Annotated in this window: 17 protein-coding genes; 5 read left to right on the top strand and 12 right to left on the bottom strand. The window is 72.1% G+C overall.

Going from position 1 to position 21,445, the window contains the following annotated elements; genetic code table 11:
* Positions 1-205: 205 nt before the first annotated feature.
* Both ACFWI4_RS00630 and ACFWI4_RS00625 read right to left on the bottom strand, forming a co-directional pair.
* Positions 206-730 (bottom strand): hypothetical protein, encoded by a 525-nt coding sequence (locus ACFWI4_RS00630; protein WP_387189377.1) that lies wholly within the window; start codon positions 728-730, stop codon positions 206-208.
* Positions 731-737: 7 nt separating this feature from the next.
* Complete coding sequence (locus tag ACFWI4_RS00625; RefSeq protein WP_387189375.1) at positions 738-2,705, bottom strand: glycosyltransferase; 1,968 nt, start codon at positions 2,703-2,705, stop codon at positions 738-740.
* 523 nt (positions 2,706-3,228) lie between these two features.
* Between ACFWI4_RS00625 and ACFWI4_RS00620 the strand changes: the two genes are divergently transcribed.
* Positions 3,229-4,026: an alkaline phosphatase family protein gene (locus tag ACFWI4_RS00620; RefSeq protein WP_387189373.1), complete on the top strand. Its 798-nt coding sequence runs from the start codon at positions 3,229-3,231 to the stop codon at positions 4,024-4,026.
* Between the two features lie 92 nt (positions 4,027-4,118).
* Here ACFWI4_RS00620 and ACFWI4_RS00615 read toward each other — a convergent pair whose 3' ends face one another.
* On the bottom strand, positions 4,119-5,201 hold the full coding sequence (locus tag ACFWI4_RS00615) for a GNAT family N-acetyltransferase (RefSeq protein ID WP_387189372.1): 1,083 nt from the start codon (positions 5,199-5,201) through the stop codon (positions 4,119-4,121).
* Positions 5,202-5,356: 155 nt separating this feature from the next.
* The gene (locus ACFWI4_RS00610) at positions 5,357-6,436 is read right to left on the bottom strand and encodes a GNAT family N-acetyltransferase (RefSeq protein WP_387189370.1); all 1,080 of its coding nucleotides are present in this window, start codon (positions 6,434-6,436) and stop codon (positions 5,357-5,359) included.
* A 254-nt stretch (positions 6,437-6,690) separates the two neighbouring features.
* Between ACFWI4_RS00610 and ACFWI4_RS00605 the strand changes: the two genes are divergently transcribed.
* Complete coding sequence (locus ACFWI4_RS00605) at positions 6,691-7,467, top strand: hypothetical protein (RefSeq protein WP_387189368.1); 777 nt, start codon at positions 6,691-6,693, stop codon at positions 7,465-7,467.
* Between the two features lie 58 nt (positions 7,468-7,525).
* Here ACFWI4_RS00605 and ACFWI4_RS00600 read toward each other — a convergent pair whose 3' ends face one another.
* Positions 7,526-8,740: a metallophosphoesterase gene (locus tag ACFWI4_RS00600; RefSeq protein ID WP_387189367.1), complete on the bottom strand. Its 1,215-nt coding sequence runs from the start codon at positions 8,738-8,740 to the stop codon at positions 7,526-7,528.
* Between the two features lie 231 nt (positions 8,741-8,971).
* Here ACFWI4_RS00600 and ACFWI4_RS00595 point away from each other — a divergent pair, with 231 nt between their 5' ends.
* The gene (locus ACFWI4_RS00595) at positions 8,972-9,769 is read left to right on the top strand and encodes a DUF6585 family protein (protein ID WP_387189365.1); all 798 of its coding nucleotides are present in this window, start codon (positions 8,972-8,974) and stop codon (positions 9,767-9,769) included.
* A gap of 54 nt (positions 9,770-9,823) precedes the next feature.
* Here ACFWI4_RS00595 and ACFWI4_RS00590 read toward each other — a convergent pair whose 3' ends face one another.
* From ACFWI4_RS00590 to xylB, 7 genes are all read right to left on the bottom strand, one after another.
* Positions 9,824-11,347 (bottom strand): aldehyde dehydrogenase family protein, encoded by a 1,524-nt coding sequence (locus ACFWI4_RS00590; protein WP_387189363.1) that lies wholly within the window; start codon positions 11,345-11,347, stop codon positions 9,824-9,826.
* A gap of 105 nt (positions 11,348-11,452) precedes the next feature.
* Positions 11,453-12,790 carry a GAF domain-containing protein gene (locus ACFWI4_RS00585; protein WP_387189361.1) on the bottom strand — a complete coding sequence of 446 codons (1,338 nt, stop codon included), beginning with the start codon at positions 12,788-12,790 and terminating at the stop codon, positions 11,453-11,455.
* Positions 12,791-12,887: 97 nt separating this feature from the next.
* On the bottom strand, positions 12,888-13,487 hold the full coding sequence (locus ACFWI4_RS00580; protein ID WP_385395868.1) for an N-acetylmuramoyl-L-alanine amidase: 600 nt from the start codon (positions 13,485-13,487) through the stop codon (positions 12,888-12,890).
* 124 nt (positions 13,488-13,611) lie between these two features.
* The gene (locus tag ACFWI4_RS00575) at positions 13,612-14,625 is read right to left on the bottom strand and encodes an acetamidase/formamidase family protein (RefSeq protein ID WP_387189359.1); all 1,014 of its coding nucleotides are present in this window, start codon (positions 14,623-14,625) and stop codon (positions 13,612-13,614) included.
* Positions 14,622-16,106, bottom strand: a complete 1,485-nt coding sequence (locus tag ACFWI4_RS00570; RefSeq protein WP_387189358.1) for an APC family permease — start codon at positions 16,104-16,106, stop codon at positions 14,622-14,624. Before ACFWI4_RS00570 ends, ACFWI4_RS00575 begins: the two co-directional genes overlap by 4 nt.
* A gap of 355 nt (positions 16,107-16,461) precedes the next feature.
* Positions 16,462-17,670 (bottom strand): ROK family protein, encoded by a 1,209-nt coding sequence (locus tag ACFWI4_RS00565; protein WP_387189357.1) that lies wholly within the window; start codon positions 17,668-17,670, stop codon positions 16,462-16,464.
* A gap of 199 nt (positions 17,671-17,869) precedes the next feature.
* Positions 17,870-19,315 (bottom strand): xylulokinase, encoded by a 1,446-nt coding sequence (xylB, locus tag ACFWI4_RS00560; protein ID WP_387189356.1) that lies wholly within the window; start codon positions 19,313-19,315, stop codon positions 17,870-17,872.
* A gap of 198 nt (positions 19,316-19,513) precedes the next feature.
* Between xylB and xylA the strand changes: the two genes are divergently transcribed.
* A complete protein-coding gene (gene xylA / locus ACFWI4_RS00555; protein ID WP_387189354.1) occupies positions 19,514-20,680 on the top strand; it encodes a xylose isomerase in 1,167 nt (388 codons plus the stop codon).
* A gap of 482 nt (positions 20,681-21,162) precedes the next feature.
* On the top strand, positions 21,163-21,426 hold the full coding sequence (locus ACFWI4_RS00550; protein WP_387189352.1) for a hypothetical protein: 264 nt from the start codon (positions 21,163-21,165) through the stop codon (positions 21,424-21,426).
* Positions 21,427-21,445 lie beyond the last annotated feature (19 nt).

Below are 21,445 nucleotides of genomic sequence, written 5' to 3'. Positions count from 1 at the left end.
GACGTATATCTACACCTTCACCCGATTTGCGACCGACGTCAAGCGAGCGGGGCGGAGGCGGTGCGGCGGGGCGCGCGGGACCGCGGCGGGGCCTTCACCTGGAGCGTTGCGGTACGCCGGGGCCGGCCGGTGTGGGGCCGCGCCCGGAGACCGGGGGTTCGCGGCGGCGGTACCGCCCGGCGGCAGACGGCTCGGAGCGCCGGCGTCAGTCGGTGGCGGGAGGCTCGGAGCGGGGGCCCTGGCCGGCGGTGGGGGGCTCGGAGAGGGGGTCCCGGTCGGCGGTGGGCTCGGAGTGGGGGCTCCGGTCGGTGGGGGGCGGCTCGGTGCGGCCGGTGCCGGCCGGCCGCGGGTCCGGGCCGGGGGCGCCGGGTGCCTCCCGGCGCCGGCCTCGGCCGGGCCTGGGTGACAGGGCCAGGGCGGAGGTGACGGCGGCGAGCGCGAGCAGCGCCCGGGTGACGGAGAACGTGCCGCTGAGGAACAGGGGTTCCACGACGAGCACCCCGATCGACAGGCTCAGCGCCAGGGTCAGCACTCCCGTCTCCAGAGCCGCGGTGCGGTCCGTGAGGCGTCCCGCGTCCGACCGCGCCCACCGCGAGGCCGCCAGGCCGGGGCAGACGAGCACGAACGCCGTCGTCACCGTGGCGCGCAGCACCGAGGCGTCCGCCAGGAGGGTGACCACGGCCAGGGTCAGCCAGCCGGACAGTGCGAGTCCCCAACGCAGCGAGGTCATGGCCGGCTCAGCTCTTCGCGCCCTGGTACCGGTAGACCACGGCGTCCTTGCTGCGGTACACGGGGATGAAGCCCGGGGTCTTCGACAGGGCCGAGTCCATGCGCTGCACGGTACCGCCGGGCAGGATGCCCCGCTCGTAGAGGTCGGCGGCCTGGGCGCGGCTCAGGATGATGTAGGCGGGCTGTTCCGGGCTGGCCCGCTGGATGAACCCCTCCAGGCCCTTCACCGGGTCCTTCACCAGGCGCTCCCGGTCGCGGAGGTCCTGCTCGTCCATCTGCACCTGCGGGTTCTCGTCGTAGCGCAGGTACAGGCCGGGCACGGCCGATGTCAGGGAGACGACGGTGGACCCGGGCGGTGCGGTGGCCGCGACGAACCGGCCGGCCGCGACCTCCTCCTCGGTGAAGTAGTTCGCCGATTCCTTGCCGTAGTAGCCGAACATGAGTCCCCCGAGCAGGGCGACCAGCAGCGGATAGGCGGCCAGTGTCCGCAGGCGCGGACGGGTGTCCGGCCGTGGACCGGCGCTCCGCTCCGAACCGTCGCCCCCCTCCGGACGCGTGCCGGTCTCCGGGCGCGCCCTGCCCTTCAGGAGGAGGACCGCGATCAGGAGCGAGGCCGCCGGCAGGGCGAAGAGATACGCGCGAAAGATCATCTCGCCGCCGTAGGCGTTCGCCGCCAGCAGCGGCAGCGGGGCCACCACGAGCAGCGGCAGGCCGGTGCGGCGGACCCAGGGGCGGGCCAGGAAGGCGACGGCCGCCAGCACGAACACCGCCGCGGACAGACCCCGGTCCACCCAGGACACCACGACCTGGCCCGGGGCCGCGCTGCCGAGGGCGGCCAGCCCGGAGACGACGTTGGTGTCCGGTTTCAGCAGGGAGTTCAGGAAGTCGCCCAGGTTCTGCGAGAGATAGGGGCGGGCGACCGTGGCGTCCCACAGCGCGGCCAGCACGACCGTCCCGGCCAGCACGGGCAGGACGACCCGGCGGTTGCGCCGGGGGAGCGACAGCACCACCAGCGCGCTGATCAGCATGAACGGGGTCAGCGGGTGCGAGGAGATGATGACGGCCGCGATCACCATGACCGCCACGAAGCGGCCGACGGGCCATCGGTCCGAGGGGGTGCCGCTCGCACGGGTGCCGCTGGTGCGGGTGCCGCTCGCACGCGTGCCTCCCGTCCGGGTGTCGCCCGTCCGGTCCTCGCCCGTGCGGTACAGCACGGAGCCGGGCAACTGGCCCATGACCAGGGCGATCACCGTGACGAAGAGCAGGAACGCGAAGGCCTGGGGGGCGAAGTAGTCCTGTCCCACCCAGGAGCACGAGTAGTAGATCCACGCGGCCCCCCAGAGCAGCCGGCGGTCGCGCGTCACCGTCCGGTAGAGCAGCAGCAGGGGAGCGAGCAGCACCGCGTTGAAGACGGGCGGGGTCCACGTCGCGTAGCCGAGGGCCGAATGGAGGCCCGTGGCCTGAAGGAAGAAGGCGTTGAGGTCGAAGAACCCGGGCCACTGGTTGTAGATGGCGAGCTTGTCGGCGTGTGGCACCTCGCCGTGGTGGCGGATCACCGCGTCGACCACGGCGACGTGTTTCCACGCCCAGCTGTAGCGCAGGGTCGGGTAGAGGAGCGTGGGGGTCGCGTGGATGACCGCGATCAGCCCCAGGACGTACCCGGCGAACCATCCGCTGCCGGTCCGCCGGTCGGCCAGCGCCAGGCAGAAGCCGAGGGCGAGCAGGCCGAGGGCGACCCAGTAGAGCACCGGCAGCACCTGGAGCAGACCGTAGTCGCGCATGGCGCCGAGATCCACGTGGCGCAGCGAGAGCAGCCAGAGGGTGAGGGCGGCGGGGAGGATCAGACGGGTCGCCCACTGGAACGCCGTGAGCGGTGCCGACGGGCGCCGTTCCTCCGCGGCGGAACCGGGCCGCCGGGCCACGGCGTTGGTGAAGGACGCCACGCGCCCGCCTGTCAGCGTCTGGAGTCTGCCCATGAAGAGGTCTCCCGGGGACCGGCGCACCGGCTGCGGCGTTCCTGACGCGGAACGCCGACTCCTCGAGGCGACCGGGCGTCCTCCCACCGTCGGTACGGCCGTCGGCACTTCCGCTCGTCGGTCCGCATCAGCGCCGGATGTCGACCAGTAAGAGGTATCAATACCGATTGTGACGGTATTTCCGATTGCTGCAAGTGGCAGCTCGCAGCGGTCAGGCGCGGCAGGCGTCGAGACGGAGCCCGGACGGGGAGCGGTGAAGCGACAGGTGAGAGGCGTACGACGGGGGCGGGAGCGCCGTACGGAGGGAGGACTCGGCAGGCGCGGCCTTCCGGAGGGAGGTCTGCTCGCCGCGTGGCGCGTGCCGGGGAGAAGGCTTCTCGCCGCGTGGCGCCTTCGGGAGGGAGGGCTTCTCGCCGCGTGCCGCCTTCCGGGGAGAGGGCTTCTTGCTCCGCGCCGCCTTCCAACGCGCGGGTTCCGCACCTCGGGCCGCCGAACCGCCCGAGGGGTCCTCGCGCCGGCCGCCGTGCTGGCGGTGCTCCTGGCGGCGGGCTGCGGCGGCTCACCGGCTCGAAGCGGGCTTCCCCGGCCCGACCACATCGTCGTGGTGATCGAGGAGGACCAGTCGTACGACGGGATCATCGGCAACGCGGACGCCCCGTACCTCAACCGACTCGCCCGGCGCGGCGCGTCGCTCACCCAGTACTACGCCCTCACCCACCCCAGCCAGCCCAACTACCTGGCGCTCTTCTCGGGCTCCTTCCTGGGGGTCGACGACGACTCCTGCCCGCACCGGCTCACTTCGCGGAATCTCGGCTCCCAGCTCCTCCAGGCCCATCTGACCTTCGCGGGCTATGCGCAGAGCATGCCGCGCGTCGGCTTCACCGGCTGCGCAGACGGTCCCTATGTGCGCAGGCACAACCCCTGGGTGAACTTCGACAACCTGCCCGCGTCCGTCAACCGCCCGTGGACCGACTTCCCCCGCGACTACACGCGGCTGCCGACGATCGCGTTCGTCGTCCCGGACCTCGAACACGACATGCACGACGGCGATGTGCGACGGGCGGACGACTGGCTGCGCGACGGTCTCGGCGGCTACGCCGACTGGGCGATGACCCACAACAGCCTGCTCGTCGTCACCTGGGACGAGGACGATTCCCGGGGACCCAACCACATCCCCACCATTCTGGTGGGCGAACACGTCAGGCGGGGCGACGACGACCAGCCCAACAACCAGTTCGGACTGCTGCGCATGCTGCTGGACACGTACGGCCTGAAGGCCCTCCACCACAGCGCCGACGTGGAACCCGTCGACGTGGGATGACGGCCGGAGCGCGGTGCTCTCGGCGGTGCGGTGGATCGGGGTGCCGTGGACCGAGGTGCCGTGGACCGGGGTTGGCCTGGACCGCGGTGCCCTCAGGGGTCCTGAAAGCGGATCAGGCGTTTGACCGCTGTCCGCAGCCGGCGGTCGGCCGCCGAGACGGGAAGGCGTTCCCGGAGCAGGCGGGGCGAGGGGAAGCCCTCCGCCCCGAACCCCGCCTTGAACTCGGCGAGGGAGGACCCGGGGGCGGACTCACCCATGTCGAACGTCCGGCAGGACGCCTCGCAGGCGTCCTCGATCGCCAGCCGGTAGAGCAACGGTACGGCGCGGACCGGATGGGCCAGTTCCCGGTCCATGGCACTGCGCCACATCTTGGCGTGACCGCCGTGCCGCAGGACGATGCACGCCCCGGCCGGCTCACCCCCGCGCCAGGCCATCCAGATCGCGCACCCCTCGCCGAACCGCGCCGCCACCTCCTCCAGCCGGCTCACGGGGAACTCCCGCGTCCGGCGCCACCGGGCCAACGCCAGCGGCTCGTGCTGCTGTTCGGCCCAGCGCACGATCGACTTCCGGTACAGGTGGTAGAACGCGGGAACGAGCCTGCCGGTACGGTCCACCTCCGTCTCGACGTCCGAGCGTTCGGCCCGGCGGACCTCCCGTCGCATACGACGTCCGATGCGGCGCTCCCACACGGTGCCGAAGCCGCCGTCGAGGTTCACCATCTGCGTCATGTGGGGTTCGACCCCGAAGCCGGTCGCCGCGTCCGCCCAGACGGCCTGGTCCGCCGGCCGCAGCCGTACACCGACCCGCAGCGCGCGCAGCGCCGCGAGGTCGGCGAAGACCGCGCGCGCCTCCGCCGGACTCACCCGTTCCGGGCACACCGGACCCCCGATGCCCCACTGGGCGGGCCAGGACTCCTCGGCGCCCAGGATCCGCGGCAGACGCCTTCTGCCGACGAGGGGCAGCACCAGCCGCCGGCCCCGCTCGAACTCGTAGAGTCGGCTCGCGTCCCGGTAGGGCCCCGTGGCGCACAGACAGTCCAGCCAGTGCGGGGTCTGGCTCGGGTTGGTGTCCGGGTCCTTTCCCGCGAGCTCCCACCAGACGTCACGCGGAGCCGGTGTGGTGATCCGGGCGACACCGGCCGGTGTGTCGACGAGGAGTTGAGCAGGTGCGTTCACGGGCCTCTCCCGCCCGGCGCGGGGGCCCCGCGAGGTGGTGCTCGCGGACCGAGGTCCCACGTGCCCACGTCCGATGCTAGGCGGGGCACCAGGGCCGGGCATCTCGGTGGGATCTCCGATCGGGAACGCCGGACGGGGAACCTCGTACGCGGGTGTCACTCCTCCTTGAAACCGATGAGCCGCTTCACCGCACCCCGCAGGAGCTGGTCGCCCGCCGTCAGCGGAAGCACTTCCCTGCGGTAGCCGAACGACGGGTAGCCCCGAGCGCCGAGCCGTTCCTTGAAGACGCTGACGGAGGAATCCGGCGGCGAGTCGCCGAAGTGGTAGAAGCGGCAGCCGGTCGCGCAGGCGTCCTCGATGGCCAGCTTGTGCAGCAGCGTGCCGGCCCGGATCGGATTCGCCAGTTCCTTGATCATGCCGCTTCGCCAGTACTTGGCGTGCGGCCCGTGGCGGAGCACCATGATGGCCGCCACGGGCCGGCCTTCGTACGAGGCCAGCCACACCGCGCAGGACTCCGCGAACGTGTCGGCGACGGTCTGGAACTTGCGCAGCGGGTCGATCCGGTTCCTGCGCCAGCGGGCCAGTGCCAACGGCTCGTTCGCCTGCTCCGCCCAACGGGCGATGGAGTGCTGGTAGAGCGCGTAGAACGCCGGCACCAGACGCCCGGTGCGGTCGACCTCCACGTCGACCCCCGCCTTCTCGCCCTTGCGCACCGCCGTTCTGACCGACCCCCTGAACTGCCCCCACACATCACCGAATCCGCCACCGAGGTCCAGGATGTACGTCGTGTGGGGCAGGGTGGTGAAGGCGGACGGCACCGCGGATTGCCACACGGGGTCCGCGTTCGGCCCGAACCGCACCGACACGCGGTTGGAGGGGAGCCGGGCCAGATCCTCGAAGACGGCACGCGCCAGTCGTGGGGCGGGTGCTTCAGCGGCGACCGGTGCTCCGATGCCCCACTCGGAGGGCCAGGCGTCCTGGGCGACGAGCCGGGCGGGCCAGCCGCGGCGGCGGGCCAGCGGCACGACGAGTCCGCCGGAATCGCCGAACTCGTAGAAGCGGCTGGCGTCGTCGTAGGAATCCGTCGCGCAGATGCAGTCCAGCCAGTCCGGGGTCTGGGTGATCAGTGCCTCGTCGCTCTCGTCGGCCAAGCGCTGCCACGCGTCCCGGGGCGCCGGGGTCGTCACGCGCAGGCCGTCCAGGATCGACGAGGTTCGAGGGCCCGAAAAGCGCATGGCGCCAGTTCCTCACGCGTCGCGGACGGTGGGCGTTCTGAACCTTCACCCTCAAGGGTGCTCTGCCGCCCACCGGGCCGCACCTCGGCCAGGAGCAGCGGCACGAGGGCCAAGGACACCGGCACGCCGGCCGGGAGCACCGGCTGATCGATCCATCGGTGGCGAATTGTGGGAGATTGCCGTGAAAGGTACTGTTTTGTTGTTCTGACGTGGCAAAACGAGCGACCACATATCGCCAGCCGATAGAGGTACCCGTGGACCAGTTGGCCGGAACCCAGACCTCCACGCGCATGGTGCGGATCCACCAGAGATTCCCCGCGCTCCGGTTCCTGAGCGACGCGCGCCGCGTCCTCGACGACGGCATCGATCTGCTCCGCCTCAAACTCGACGCGCTGCCGGACGGCGTCTACCAGCCGGTCCCGGGTGTCCACGTCCGCAAGGCCAAACGGTCGGTCGGCACCGGGTCGCGCTGGGCGGCGATGGCACCGGTCGTCGAGCGGCTCGGCGTACGGAGCGCGCTGGACGTGGGCGCGAACGTCGGCTACTTCCCGATCAAGCTCGCCCAGCGCGGGATTCCCTCCGTCGCCCTGGAGGCGGACCCGAAGTGCGTCCGTACGGCGATGACGGCCGTACGACGGAACGGCCTGGACAACGTGGCGGTGATGAGCCTCGAGTTCCGCCCCGACACGGTCGGGCTCCTGCCGGCGACGGACTGCACCCTCCTGCTGTCCCTGTGGCATCACCTGGTGCGGGAGCTGGGTCTCGGCACCGCCACCGACCTGCTCCGGGAACTCTGGGACCGGACCGGCAAGGTGATGTTCTTCGACAGCGGTGAGGACGAGATGCCCGGCTCGTTCGGGCTGCCCCGCATGGTGCCGACGCCCGACGCCTGGCTCACCGAGTACCTGGAGAAGAACTGCGCGGGCGGCCGGGTCGAACACCTCGGCCGGCACCGCGCCTTCGACGCCGACGGTCTCCCCACCGACCGGGCGCTCTTCGCCGTCATCCGGAGGGAGACACCGGACGCCTAGCGCCCGTTGCCGCCGCGGTCGGCCGGTCGGCCGGCCAGAGGGGCAACGGGGCGGCGGGTCAGGCGGTCGGCTGCTGTGAGCGGAGCACGAGCAGGGTGATCTCGCTGGGGGCGAAGACGCGGAACGGCGGCCCCCAGAACCCGGTGCCACGGCTGGTGTACAGAAGGGTCCGGGCGCCGTGCCGGCTGAGACCGGCGACGACGGGCTGGTCGATGCGGACCAGGTAGTGGAAGGGCCAGATCTGGCCGCCGTGGGTGTGGCCGGAGAGCTGGAGGTCGATGCCCGCGGCCGCCGCCCGGTCGACGAACTTGGGCTGGTGCGCGAGGAGCAGGACGGGCAGATCGGGGTCGGCGCCGTCCAGGGCCCCGTCCAGGTGGGCGCGGTGGCCCGCGAGGCCGGAGGACTCGGCGGTGACGTCGTCCACTCCGGCGACCACGAGGGTGTCGCCCCCGCTTTCGAGCAGCACATGGCGGTTGCGCAGCGGCTCCCAGCCCAGCTCGTCCATCAGGTCGACCCAGCCCTGGGCCTCGCTGTAGTACTCGTGGTTGCCGGTGACGTAGACGCGGGCGCGCTTCGCCCGCACGGTGCCGAGCGGGGTGGCCTGGGCGCGGCGCCGTTCGGCCGTGCCGTCCGCGATGTCGCCGGTGTGGCAGACCAGGTCGGCCTCCAGGCTGTTGACCGTCTCGCACACCCGGGCCGACCAGCGGGCGCGATCGAGCGGGCCGTAGTGGGTGTCGGTGATCAGGACGACCCGGGTGCCGTCCAGCCCGGCGCCCAGCCGGGGGAGTTGCACGTCGAGCCGGCGCACGCGAGGCACCCGGCGGGCCTCGGCGTACCCCCAGGCGAGCAGGACGGCGGCCACGCCGAGGATGGTCCAGGTGACGATACGGGCCCGGTCCTGGCCCCCGCCGACGCCGGCCACGGTCAGGGCGAGGCGCAGCAGGACACCGAGCAGGACGGACCAGGCGAACAGGATCCAGCTGGTGCCCAGCAGGGTGTCGCCGAGGATCGCGGCCCGGTCCTGCTGGCGCCGGCCGTGGCCGCGCACCATCCCGAGCGGCATGGCGACGAGGCCGAGGACGAACAGGGCGGTGCCGGCGAGCGTGACGGGCAACGGCCAGTGCTGGCCCGTGTACAGGAGCACCCAGCAGGGCACGGCCCACAGCAGTACGGGGGCGACCAGGGGGATGTAGCGCATCAGGCGGTGCAGTCGGCTCTGCCGAGGCCCTCGCGCTTCGCTGTCGGCGGGTCGGGTGTTGCTGGTGTCGGTCACGCTTCCCCTCACAAACCAGGCTGCCGTCCCCGCACTGTATCCGGTCACCCGGTTGCCGACCGGACGGGCGTTCACGGAACGGTTGTGCCCGGGGCGGCCGTGCCCGGGGACGGGTGCCGGCGTTGCGGGGAAAGTGGCGCGAAGACGACGGGCCCCGCTCTGGATGTGGGGGCCGGTCCCGCACATCATGGTGGGAGGCGGCGGTCGCCCCGGCCGCGGGAAGGGCGTCCGATGACGGTGGACATCCCGCTCCTCGTGGCCCTTGAGGCCGAGGATCGCAAACTGGGCGAGCCGATCGGGCGGTATCCGCAGGCGATCAACAAAATCCTGGTGCTGCTGCTCCGCGGGTACGGCGCCTTGTTCGCAATGACCTTCGTCTTCACCGTTTTCGGCGGGGCGAAGGCGGGTGACCCCGCCGCGCTCTTGGCCGGGGCCGTCCTGCTGGGGCTCACGGTCGGGATGGTGCTGCTGGGCGAGCGGATCAGGCGCAACCGTGCCTTCTATCTGTACCCCGAGGGGGTCGTGGCCACGTGGGGCACGGGGCACATCGCGGGCGCGGCGCGCTGGGAGGACATCCGGCTGTACTGGGGGACCATGCGCACCGGCTGGAACGGGTTCGGCCCGCTGCGGGACGAGTACCGGCTGGTCGCCGACGGCAGGACCGTGCTGCGGCACGGTGAGCCGGCCAACTCCGGACCCGGACTGATCATGCGGCAACTGTCCGAGGCCAAGCGCACGCCCGTGCTCGCCCGCCTCCTGCGCTCGGGCGAGGCGGTACCGTTCGGGCCGCTGACGGCCATCGGGGCGGAGGGCCTGGTGTACCGGCAGGAAACGCTGCCGTGGGCGGCGATCGACCACATCCGCGTCGTCCCGCCCTACCAGGTCTCTGTCAGGCCGGGCCTCACGGGCATCTCGTCGCAGGGGCGGCGTTTCCTGATCCGTTCGGCGAAGGTGCCCGACCTCCTGGCCCTGATCCAGCTCGCGTCGTTCATGAAGACGGCGCCCGGCTTCTTCTCCGAGGAGACGTAGGCGAGCGGGTCGCCCGGAGCACGACGAGGCCTCCGGGCGACCCGACTCCAGGCCCTAGAAGAAGCCCAGCTTCTTCGGCGAGTAGCTCACCAGCAGGTTCTTGGTCTGCTGGTAGTGCTCCAGCATCATCTTGTGGTTCTCCCGGCCGATACCGGACTGCTTGTAGCCTCCGAACGCGGCGTGCGCCGGGTACGCGTGGTAGCAGTTCGTCCAGACGCGGCCGGCCTGGATGGAACGCCCGGCCCTGTAGGCGGTGTTGATGTCCCGCGTCCACACGCCGGCACCGAGCCCGTACAGCGTGTCGTTCGCGATCTTGATGGCGTCGTCGAAGTCGTCGAAGGACGTCACCGAGACGACCGGGCCGAAGATCTCCTCCTGGAAGATCCGCATCCGGTTGTCGCCCTCGAAGATCGTCGGCTGGACGTAGTAGCCGCCCTTCAACTCCCCGTCGTGCTCGATGCGTTCACCGCCCGTGAGGATCTTGGCGCCCTCCTGCCGGCCGATGTCCAGATAGGAGAGGATCTTCTCCAGCTGGTCGTTGGACGCCTGGGCGCCGATCATCGTGTCCGTGTCGAGCGGGTTGCCGGGCTTGATGAGCTCGGTGCGGGCGACCGCCGCCTCCATGAACTCGCGGTAGTGGCCGCGCTGCACCAGCGCGCGCGAGGGACACGTGCACACCTCGCCCTGGTTGAGCGCGAACATCGTGAAGCCCTCGAGCGCCTTGTCGCGGAAGTCGTCGTTCTGCGCCCACACGTCGTCGAAGAAGATGTTCGGGGACTTCCCGCCCAGCTCCAGCGTGACCGGCTTGATGTTCTCCGAGGCGTACTGCATGATCAGCCGTCCCGTGGTGGTCTCACCCGTGAACGCGACCTTCGCCACCCGCGCGCTGGAGGCCAGCGGCTTGCCCGCCTCCACACCGAAGCCGTTGACGATGTTCACCACACCCGGCGGGATCAGGTCCGAGATCAGGCTCATCAGGTAGTGGATGGACGCCGGCGTCTGCTCGGCCGGCTTGATGACCACCGCGTTGCCCGCCGCGAGCGCGGGGGCCAGCTTCCACACCGCCATCAGGATGGGGAAGTTCCACGGAATGATCTGCGCGACCACGCCCAGCGGCTCGTGGAAGTGGTACGCGACGGTGTCGTCGTCGACCTCGCTGAGCGCGCCCTCCTGGGCGCGGATCGCCCCCGCGAAGTAGCGGAAGTGGTCGATCGCGAGCGGGATGTCGGCCGCCAGCGTCTCGCGGACCGGCTTGCCGTTCTCCCAGGTCTCCGCGACCGCCAGCTTCTCCAGGTTCGCCTCCATCCGGTCGGCGATCTTCAGCAGGATGTCGGCGCGGGCGGTCACGGAGGTGCGCCCCCACGCGGGTGCCGCCGCGTGCGCCGCGTCCAGCGCGCGCTCCACGTCCTCGGCGGTTCCTCGCGCGACCTCCGTGAACGGCTGCCCGTTCAACGGGCTCGGGTTCTCGAAGTACTGTCCGCGAGCCGGCGCCACATACTCTCCGCCGATGAAGTGGTCGTATCGCGCCTGGTAGGAGACGATCGCGCCTTCGCTGCCGGGCGCCGCGTAACGGGTCATGCTGGTTGCCTCCCGGGGAAGCGCCGCCCGCCGTTGGGCAGCTCTCGCCGCGAGGCTAGGAACCCGGACGTTGCAACGACGTTGCGCGCCGCCCGGTCCCTGAGGTCAGCGCGGCCGCTGCCGGACCCGGACCTCGCGCGCGGGACGCACCCATCCCCCAGGCGCGCCCTGTTCGGACTCCAGCTCCGCCACGCGCGCGTGCACGGCCGCCGCCGGACGCAGCGCGGACAGCGCTCGCCAGACGTCCAGATCGTCCTCGCCCCAGGGCGCGCGGGCCCAGTCGGCCAGCAGATCGGGATCCCGCCGGGCGATGATCGCCGTCCGCAGCCCGTCGGCGAGCCTGCGCCGCAGCCGTACCACCGCCGGCGCCGTCGACCCCGGCAGCAACGGACCCGCATACACCGCGGCGGCCGCCGTCACCGCGCCGGTCCCGAGCCGCCGCTCCACCACCGCGGCGTCGGACTCGACCGGCCGGGTGAGCCGATAGGGCCGCGACCCCAGCAGACCGGGACCGAGGATCCTGCGCAGCCGCGCCAGCTCGGCCCGCAGCGTCACGGGCGTCACCGACTCGTCCTCGTACAGCGCGCACTGCAACTCGTCACCGGTCAGACCCTCCGGATGCCGGGCCAGCAGCACGAGGATCTCGCTGTGCCTGCGGCTGAGCCTGATCTTCCTTCCGTCCGCGACCAGTTGGGCCTCGTCACGCCCCAGAGCGGTCAGTTCGAGGGAATCCGCCAGGGCCCGCGGCGGCGCGAGCAGCGCCAACTGGGCCTCGGCGGCCCGCGCCACCGCCTGGACGAAGCCGAGACTGTGCGGATGCGCGAGCCCGTCCCCGCCGGTGATGTCCACCGCGCCGAGCACCCGACCGGTCCGCGGGTCGTGCACCGGGGCCGCCGCGCACGTCCAGGGCTGCACCCGCCGGATGAAGTGCTCGGCCGCGAACACCTGCACCGGCCGGTCGACGGCGACCGCCGTGCCCGGCGCGTTCGTTCCGACCGCCGACTCCGACCACCGCGCGCCCGGAACGAAGTTCATCCGGCCGGCCTCCCGCCGTGTCCCCGGATGGCCCTCGACCCACAGGAGCCTGCCCTGCGCGTCGCACACGGCGAGAAGGTGCTCCCCGTCCGCCGCGAACGTCCCCATGAGTTCCCGGAACAGCGGCATCACCCGCGCGAGCGGGTGCTCCGCCCGGTAGGAGCCGAGTTCCCCGTCCATGAGCTCCACCCTCGCGGTGGCCTCCGGAACGACGCCGGCCCGCGCCGACCGCCGCCACGAATCCGCCACCACGGCACGCACCGGCCGGGGCACCGTGCCGGCCTCGGTGAAGGACTCGTACGCGCGGCGCAGCAGCCGGCCCCGCTCGGCGGGATCGGTCCCCGGTTCCAGGGCCACCCAAGGATCGGTCAACTCGGCCTCCCGGAAGGCGATGCGACTGGGTCCCATCGTCACTCCCGGTGCGGGCCTGGACAACCCGTGTGACGCCCTCCTTCCGCCCGGTGCCCCGCGGCGCGCCGCCCGGGCCGCCGCGAGGCCGCCCAGGTCAGGCGAAGTTGACGAGCCGGATGTAGCGCGTCCAGTCCCAGTTCGGCCCCGGGTCGGTGTGATCGGTGCCCGGCACCTCGTAGTGACCGATGATGTGGGCGCGGTCCTTGGGGATCCCGTACTGGTCGCAGATCGCGGCGGTGAGCTTGGCCGACTCCTCGTACAGCGCGTCGGTGAAGTAGGCGGGCCGGTCCACCCAGCCCTCGTGCTCGATGCCGATGCTTCTGGTGTTGTAGTCCCAGTTGCCCGCGTGCCAGGCGACGTCGCGTTCTCTCACGCACTGGGTGACATGGCCGTCGGCCGAACGCACGAGGTAGTGCGCGGACACCTTCTTCTGCGGGTTCTGGAAGATGGACAGGGTCGTGACGTACGAGGCCTGGGTGACGTGGATGACCACGTAGTCGAGTTCGTAGCTGTAGGGGCGGTCGGAGGACGTGTAGTTGGAGTCCGTCGCCGGAATCCACTCGGCGCCCGGATAGTCGACGGCCGCCGCCTGCGCGGACGCCTTGACGTCGGGGAGCAGCGCGTAGGGGAGAGCCGCGAGGGCAGCTCCCTTCAGCAGCCGTCGTCGGCTCGGGAACGACCGTGCTCGCTCCATGGAGGGTTGGCCTTTCGTCGGTGGGGGTGTGGCCGCGGGTCACGCAGGTCGCGTAGGCCGCGCAGGTCACGAGGCCGCGCAGATCATGAGGCCGCGCGGATCGTGCGGCCGTGCGGTCGCCTCGTCAGTGCCGGAGCGCCGCGGCCGTCTCGCGCAGGTGGGCGTGCAGCCCGCGATGGGTCTCACGCGCCGGCAGCCATTCCTTGCGCAGCTTGGCGACGCAGGTGTAGTTGGTGTCGCAGACGTTCGCGACGGGGGACTCGACCGTCTGCGTCGCGAACTGGTACGCGTCCAGCTCGCTGAACCCGTAGTCGCGCACCAGCCACTGCACGAGGTCGAGCTGGGATATCCGGAAGGCGTCCTCCAGCGGGCGGGCCGAACCCGTCGAGATGATGTGGGTGTCGGACTCGATGCGAGGCCAGGGAGTGGGGACTCCCTTGAGGAGTTCGACGATCACCACCGTGTTCATCGCGCACTCGACCGCGACCCCGCAGGTCTCGCCCTCGCCCTGGCGCGCGTGCCCGTCGCCCAGGCTGAGCAGGGCGCCCTCGACGTTCACCCCGAGATAGCAGGTCACTCCGGCCCGCATCTCCGGTGTGTCCATGTTCCCGCCGTGCGCGTCGGGGACCAGCGCCGAGCGCACCTCCAGGTTCGCCGGCGCGACACCCACGGTGCCGTGCATCGGATCCATCGGGAGCTCGATCCGCAGGTCGCTGTCGCGCGCGCTGAACAGAGCGGTCCGCCGCTCCCGGTCGAGCCGCCAGATCCACACCGTCTCCGGCAGCGGAGGCTGGAGGGACGCCGTGGTGTGGGTGGAGGTCAGCGCGCCGAACAGGGGGACCGTCGTCGACGCGGCCCAGTCACGGGCCGGTTCGATCGAGACGAAGTGGACCGCGACCGTGTCACCCGGCTCCGCTCCCTCGATGTGGAAGGGCCCCGTCTGCGGATTGAGGAACGGGAACTCGCAGACCTCGGAGACCAGGTCCTTCTCGGACCGTACCCGTCCGGCGAAGCAGTCCTCGGTGTACAGGTCGAGCACGGTCCCCGGCGCGATACGGGCCACGGGCGGTGCCCCGCCGAACGTCCAGGCGAACTCGCCCGGCGCGGGGCGCACGGTCAGGATCCGGGTGTCGCTCATGGCTGCACGGCTCCGCTCTGCGAGGGGGCGGGGGTCGAGGTCTCGTCGAGGTGGACACGGGCGGTCTCGGCTATGCGCTCCGGATGGCGGCGCAGCAGGAAGATCAATATCACGGCACCGGCCGACATCCAGACACCCACGACCGGCCCGGCGTACGACACGGGCGCGGTCAGCTCGGTCACGAAGTCGAAGACCGGCAGACCCGCCGCCGTGAGCAGCGCGGGAACGAAGGCGATGATCCCGAGCAGCGGGAAGACCAGATGCCGAACAGGGTTGAACAACGCGCGTCGGCGGCGCAGGAAGTAGCCCGTACAGGCGAGGTTCACCACGATGTACACACCGATCACCACGGTGACGATCACCGTCGCCAGGAGCAGGAACGCGGTCACCGGGTCGTACGCGAGGCCGAGTCCCAGCATGACGGCCACGGCCACCGCGCACTGCACGGCCACCCCGGCCGCGGGGGAGCGGTGTCTGGGGTGCACGCGCGCGAAGAGCGCGGGCAGGACCCGGATCCGGGCCAGGGCGAAGGCCGTTCGGGTGGAGACGGTGGCACACGCGTTGGCGTTGGCGATCGTCGAGTTGACCACCGCGAGGAACACGAGCACCCAGAACAGTCCGAACGAAGCCCGCGCGACCCCTTCCCAGGAGGCGGCACCCGAGGCACCGAACCGCGAGAATCTGTCGGGGCCGAAGTACACCGACATGGCGTACGTCGTCAGGACGTAGACGAGTCCGATGCCGAGCGCCGCGCCGAGGACGGCCCGGTGCATCGTGCGGCGCGGGTCCTTGGTCTCCTCCGCGAGCGGGGCCGCGGCCTCGAACCCGGCGAAGGCGAGGATCGTGTACACCGATCCGGCGAACACCCCGCTGATCCCGCCGTAGCCGGAGGCCGTATGGGAAGTCCCGAACACCGACAGGGTGTTGGCCCCGCCGGCCCGGACGACGAGCCAGACCGCGAAGACGAGGAAGACCAGCACCTCGAAGACGCCGAGGACGGTCCCGAACCGGGCCGAGGCACGCACTCCCCAATAGCCCGCCACCGCTATGACCACCGCGCCCGCGAGGGACCACGGCCACCAGAGGCCGTCCGGATACGAGGACCACTCCTGGTGCAGTGTGCCCGCCGTGGTGAATCCGAGCTGGAGCAGCAGCAGGGGCGGCACCAGGGCTTCGACGAACACATAGCCCCAGCCCACGAGGAACCCGAGGGCCGGATGCAGCCCCTGCGCCGTGTAGGTGGCCACCGAACCCGCGGCGGGCATCTCGCGCGCCAGCTCGGCCACGCACGACGCGGTGAACAGACAGGCCACCAGCGCGATCAGCACGGACAGCGGCAGACTGCCGCCCGCGAACGCCGCCCCCGACGGGATGGACGCGGCGACGGCCGCGGCCGGCGCCATCGCCGTGATGCTCTGGAACAGGACCTCGCGCAGGCCGACCGCCTCGCGCCGCAGTCCCGGAACCGCCTCCTCCGACATCCGAACCCCCGATCCGACCCGAACGCGGCCGTCGGCAGGACGGCTGCGCCTCGCGTGAATCACGGTACGGCGCTTGCCGGTTGGGCAGGAAGGGCCGGACGCGAGTCCGTGGACGGCCCGCGAGATGTGGACAACCCGATCACCCGCAGGAGGGAACGGCCGTCGTGCGAAGCAGGGCCGCGCTCCGACCGGGCGGGTCCGCGAGTCTCGTCGGCCCGGGCCCGTGGGTCTCGTCGGCCCTGGCGGGTCCGTGGGTCTCGTCGACCCTGCCGGATCCGCGAGTTGCGCGTGCCTTGGCGGGCCCGCGAGTCTCATCTGCCTTGGCGGAGACGCCCCAGGGCCTGTCTGACAGGCCCTAGGACCGTGCTGCCACCATCGCCGGGTCGTCGAGCACGGCGCGAACCACCGAATGCGCCGCACCGAGCAACGGCCCCTCGGATCCGAGGAGGGACACGGACACGGGGCAGGCGGGACCCGCCGTCCGCCGCGCCAGCTCGTCCTCCAGCGACGGGAGCAGCCAGGGCGCGAGCCCGGCGAGGGCCCCGCCCAGCACGACCGTCTCCGGGTCCAGCAGATTGACCGCCCCGGTCAGGGCGATGCCGAGCGCGGTGCCCGCGTCGTCCAGGGCACGGCGTACGCCGGGATCGCCGTCGGTGGCGAGCCGGGACAGCAGCCCGACCCGGTCCTCGCCCGGTTCGAGTCCGGCGGCACGCAGCACGGCCTCCTCGCCCGCGTACTGTTCGAGGCATCCGCGTCCGCCGCACGGACACTCGGGTCCGTCCGGACGCACGGGGACATGCCCCAGCTCGCCCGCGAATCCACGGGTCCCGCGCAGCAGCCGCCCGTCCACCAGTACGGCCGCACCGATGCCGATCTCCGCGGACACGTGCAGGAAGTCGCGTGGGGTCGTCTCGCCGAGCCAGAGTTCGGCGAGGCAGCCGAAGTTGGCTTCGTTGTCCACGGTCAGGGGCCACTCGGCGGGCAGCAGCTCGCCGAGGTCGGTGCCGTGCCAGTCGAGGTTCGGGGCCTGGACCACGGTCCGGGCGTCACGTGCCACCAGCCCGGGGACGGCCACGGCGAGGCCGGCGGGCCACAGCCCTTCCCGGTCGGCGTCCGTGACGACCTGACGTATCAAGGCGGTCAGTTCCTCGATCACCGGTCCGGCCGGCCGGCCGCGGTTCGTGCCGTGGCGCACGGCGCGGGCCCGCACCGCTCCACGGAGATCGACCGCGCACACCGCCAGATGATCGACGCCCACCTCTGCGCCGATCCCGGCGGGGCCGTGACCGCTGACGGCGAGCGCGGAACCGGGCCGTCCCACTCGGCCCGGCCGCTCGGGCCCCAGTTCCTCGAGGAGCCCCATGCGGATCAGCTCGTCGACGAGGGTGGACACGGCCGCCCGGGTCAGACCGATGTGGGAGGCGACGGCGGCACGCGACAGCGGCCCCTCGTCGTTGACGGTGTGCATGACCCGGGAGAGGTTGCGGCGGCGCATGCCCTGCTGGTTGTCGGGCAGTCGTCGGCCGGAACCCGTCGGATGGGCCTCGTGCGGGGGTGCGGTCATGCTTCCGTCAGTCCTCGTCCGGCCGGTCCCGTCGGCCTGTCTCGATGTCGGTCCCGTCGGGCGGTCCGTGGCCGAGCGACGGCCACCGGCAACCAGCCACTGGTCACCGGCCACCGGCCCCGCCGGGCCGCCCGGCCGGTTCCGCCGCCACGCGACCCGGTGCCACTCGTGGGAGCCGGGCCGCCGCGCCTGGGCATGGTCAGTTCCCGTTCGGCTCCCGGTCGAGCAGCGGGGCCGCGTCGGAGAGTACCCCGCTGATCCGGGCGAGCGTCTCCTCGTCCCGCTCGACGGCCTCGAGGACCGGCCCGTGGGCCGTGCCCCAGCGCCTGGCGACCGCCGCCGGGTCCTCACCCGTCAGCAGGCCCGCCGCCTGGGCGGCGGCGCCGAGCGCGACCAGTTCCTTCGCCTCGGGCACCTGCACGGGCCTGCCCGAGAGCCGGCGAACCGTCTGCTGCCAGGCCTTGCCCCGCGCCCCGCCGCCGATCAGCAGCAACGGCGTCGAACGGTCCGCGTCCGCGTCCAGCACGAGGTCGAGGGCGCCCAGCAGCGAGTGGACGGCACCGTCGTACGCGGCCTGGAGCAGCTGCCCGCCCGTCGTGTCGTGCCGCAGCCCGTGCAACAGACCCGAGGCGTGCGGCAGGTTCGGAGTGCGCTCGCCGTCCAGGTACGGGAGGAACGTCACCGACGAGCCGGCCTCGACGGCCTCGCGGTCGAGGCCGAGCAGCGCGGCGAACCGGTCGACGGCCAGGGTGCAGTTCAGCGTGCAGGCCAGCGGGAGCCAGTCGCCGCGCGCGTCCGCGAAACCCGCGACCGTGCCCGTCGGGTCGGTGGGCCGGTGCCGCGATACGGCGTACACGGTCCCCGAGGTGCCGAGGCTGACCACCGGAGTGCCGGGGCGCAGCCCGAGGCCGAGCGCGGCGGCCGCGTTGTCCCCCGTTCCGGCCGCGACCAGGGTGCCCCTGGAGAACGGCAGCTCACCCCTGGCGTGCACGGTGCCGGCCACCTCGCCGGGCCGCACGACACGGGGGAGCAGGGCGGGGTCGAGACCGATGTGCGCGAGGACCTCCTCGTCGTACGCCTCGGTCCCGGAGGCCCACCACCCGGTGCCCGAGGCGTCGCCGCGGTCGGTGGAGCCCTGCCCGGTGAGCCGTTCGGTGAGGTAGTCGTGGGGGAGCCGGACGGCGGCCGTCGCCCGGACGGCGTCCGGCTCGTGCTCGGCCAGCCAGGCCCACTTCGTCGCGGTGAAGGAGGCGGCGGGCACGCTGCCGGTCCGTTCCGCCCAGGACTTCGCTCCGCCGAGCTCCTCGACCAGACGACGGGCCTGCGGCGCCGAGCGCACGTCGTTCCACAGCAGGGCGGGCCGTACGGGCTCACCGCGCGCGTCGAGCGTCACGAGCCCGTGCTGCTGCCCGCCGATCGACACCGCCGCGGCCTCGTGGGCGGCGTCACCGCACTGGCGCAGCGCCTCGCAGAGCGCGTCCCACCACTGCCGGGGGTCGCTCTCGCGCCCCGCTCCGGTGGACACGGTGTGCGGCGCCTGTCCGCTCGCCACGACCTGTCCCGTCGACGCGTCGACGACCAGGGCCTTGGTGGACTGGGTGGACGAGTCCACCCCGACGACGAGCGGACCCTCGGCTGCTGACATCGGACTCTCCCTCTTCCGCGGCTCCGCGGGATCTGTGCCGGTCACGGGCGTTTCCGGACCGTCACGGCCCGGCTCCCGCAGTTCGTTCCTGGACCGATGTGACCAGGTTTCCTACCCCGTCTCTTCCCAGAGACGCGTCCGCATACTAATTTGTAAACTGCCATGACGAAATAGTCGGAGCTAGCAAGGAGCCGCTGCATGAACTACCAGCCCACCCCCGAGGACAGGTTCACCTTCGGCCTGTGGACCGTCGGCTGGCAGGGACGGGACCCGTTCGGTGACGCCACCCGGCGTGCCCTGGACCCGGTCGAGACGGTCCAGCGCCTGGCCGAGCTCGGCGCCTACGGTGTGACCTTCCACGACGACGACCTGATCCCCTTCGGGTCCTCGGACAGTGAGCGCGAGGCGCACATCAAGCGCTTCCGGCAGACGCTGGACGCGACCGGCCTCAAGGTGCCGATGGCGACCACCAACCTGTTCACGCACCCCGTCTTCAAGGACGGCGCGTTCACCTCGAACGACCGCGACGTGCGCCGTTACGCGCTGCGCAAGACCGTCCGCAACATCGACCTGGCGGTCGAGCTCGGCGCCGAGACGTACGTCGCCTGGGGCGGCCGCGAGGGAGCCGAGTCCGGGGCAGCCAAGGACGTACGCGTCGCCCTCGACCGCATGAAGGAGGCCTTCGACCTCCTGGGCGAGTACGTGGTCTCGCAGGGCTACGACCTCAAGTTCGCGATCGAGCCCAAGCCGAACGAGCCCCGCGGCGACATCCTCCTCCCCACCGTCGGCCACGCCCTGGCCTTCATCGAGCGCCTGGAGCGCCCGGAGATGTACGGCGTCAACCCGGAGGTCGGCCACGAGCAGATGGCCGGACTGAACTTCCCGCACGGCATCGCGCAGGCCCTGTGGGCGGGCAAGCTCTTCCACATCGACCTCAACGGTCAGTCCGGCATCAAGTACGACCAGGACCTGCGGTTCGGCGCGGGCGACCTGCGATCCGCCTTCTGGCTGGTCGACCTCCTGGAGAGCGCCGGTTACGCGGGCCCGAAGCACTTCGACTTCAAGCCGCCGCGGACCGAGGACTTCGACGGCGTGTGGGCGTCGGCGGCCGGCTGCATGCGCAACTACCTGGTCCTGCGCGAGCGGGCGACGGCCTTCCGTGCCGATCCCGAGGTCCAGGCGGCGCTGCGGGCCTCGCGCCTGCACGAGCTGTCGCAGCCCACCGCCGAGGACGGCCTCGCGGCGCTGCTCGCGGACCGTGGCGCCTTCGAGGACTTCGACGTCGAGGCGGCGGCCGCCCGGGGCATGGCGTTCGAGCAGCTGGACCAGCTCGCCATGGACCACCTCCTGGGCGCGCGCGGCTGACCGTACGCATCCCCGGGGAACGGACCCGCCTCCGGGCGGGTCCGGTCCGCGGCGGCTGATCCTCGCGCGGAACTTCCCGGAATCATGCGATCCACGGCATGAGTCCGTATCAACTTCCGCACAGGGGTCGCGCGATGCCCGGATTCGAGGCGACTCTTGGCGGTATGGCCATACCGCCGGAACCGCTTCAGCCCCCAGGGCCGCAGGGAGACCCGACCCGCTCTGGGGGTGATGTCCACAGCCCGGACCCGGGAGGCTACGACACTCCGCCCTACGGGGGTTACGGCCCTCCGTCCTCGGCCGGCTACGGCCCTCCGTCGTCCGGGGGCTACGGTCCCCCCTCGTCCGGGGGCTACGGTTCGCCGCCCTCCGGCGGTTACGGACCGCCGCCTTCCGGGCCTCCAGCGGGGCCGCCGTCCGGGCCTCCACCCGGACCGCCGGACGGGTCGGGTGGCCGAAACGGCGGGCGCCGTCCCACAGGCGTGCTTCTTGTCATCGCGCTGATCGTGGGCATCGCCGTCGTCGTCGCCGTGGTCGTGGCCACCACGGGAGGCGGCGGCAGCGACAAAAAGTCCCCCACCGAGAGCACCGGACCGTCGCCGAGGCCCTCGCTGAGTCTCCCGTCGGGCCTGCCCTCGCTTCCTTCAGGCCTGCCGACCGTTGTGCCGTCGCTTCCGTCGGACCTGCCCTCCGGGCTGGTGCCCGGCGACCTCCGATCCCTCCTCCCGTCCCTCACGAACGGCTGAGGTCGCCCGCCCGCGGTCT

This window comes from Streptomyces sp. NPDC127038, assembly GCF_042725875.1.
Classification (GTDB): Bacteria; Actinomycetota; Actinomycetes; order Streptomycetales; family Streptomycetaceae; genus Streptomyces.
Note: the sequence above shows the minus strand (reverse complement) of the source record. Positions and strands in the feature narration are given on the sequence as shown.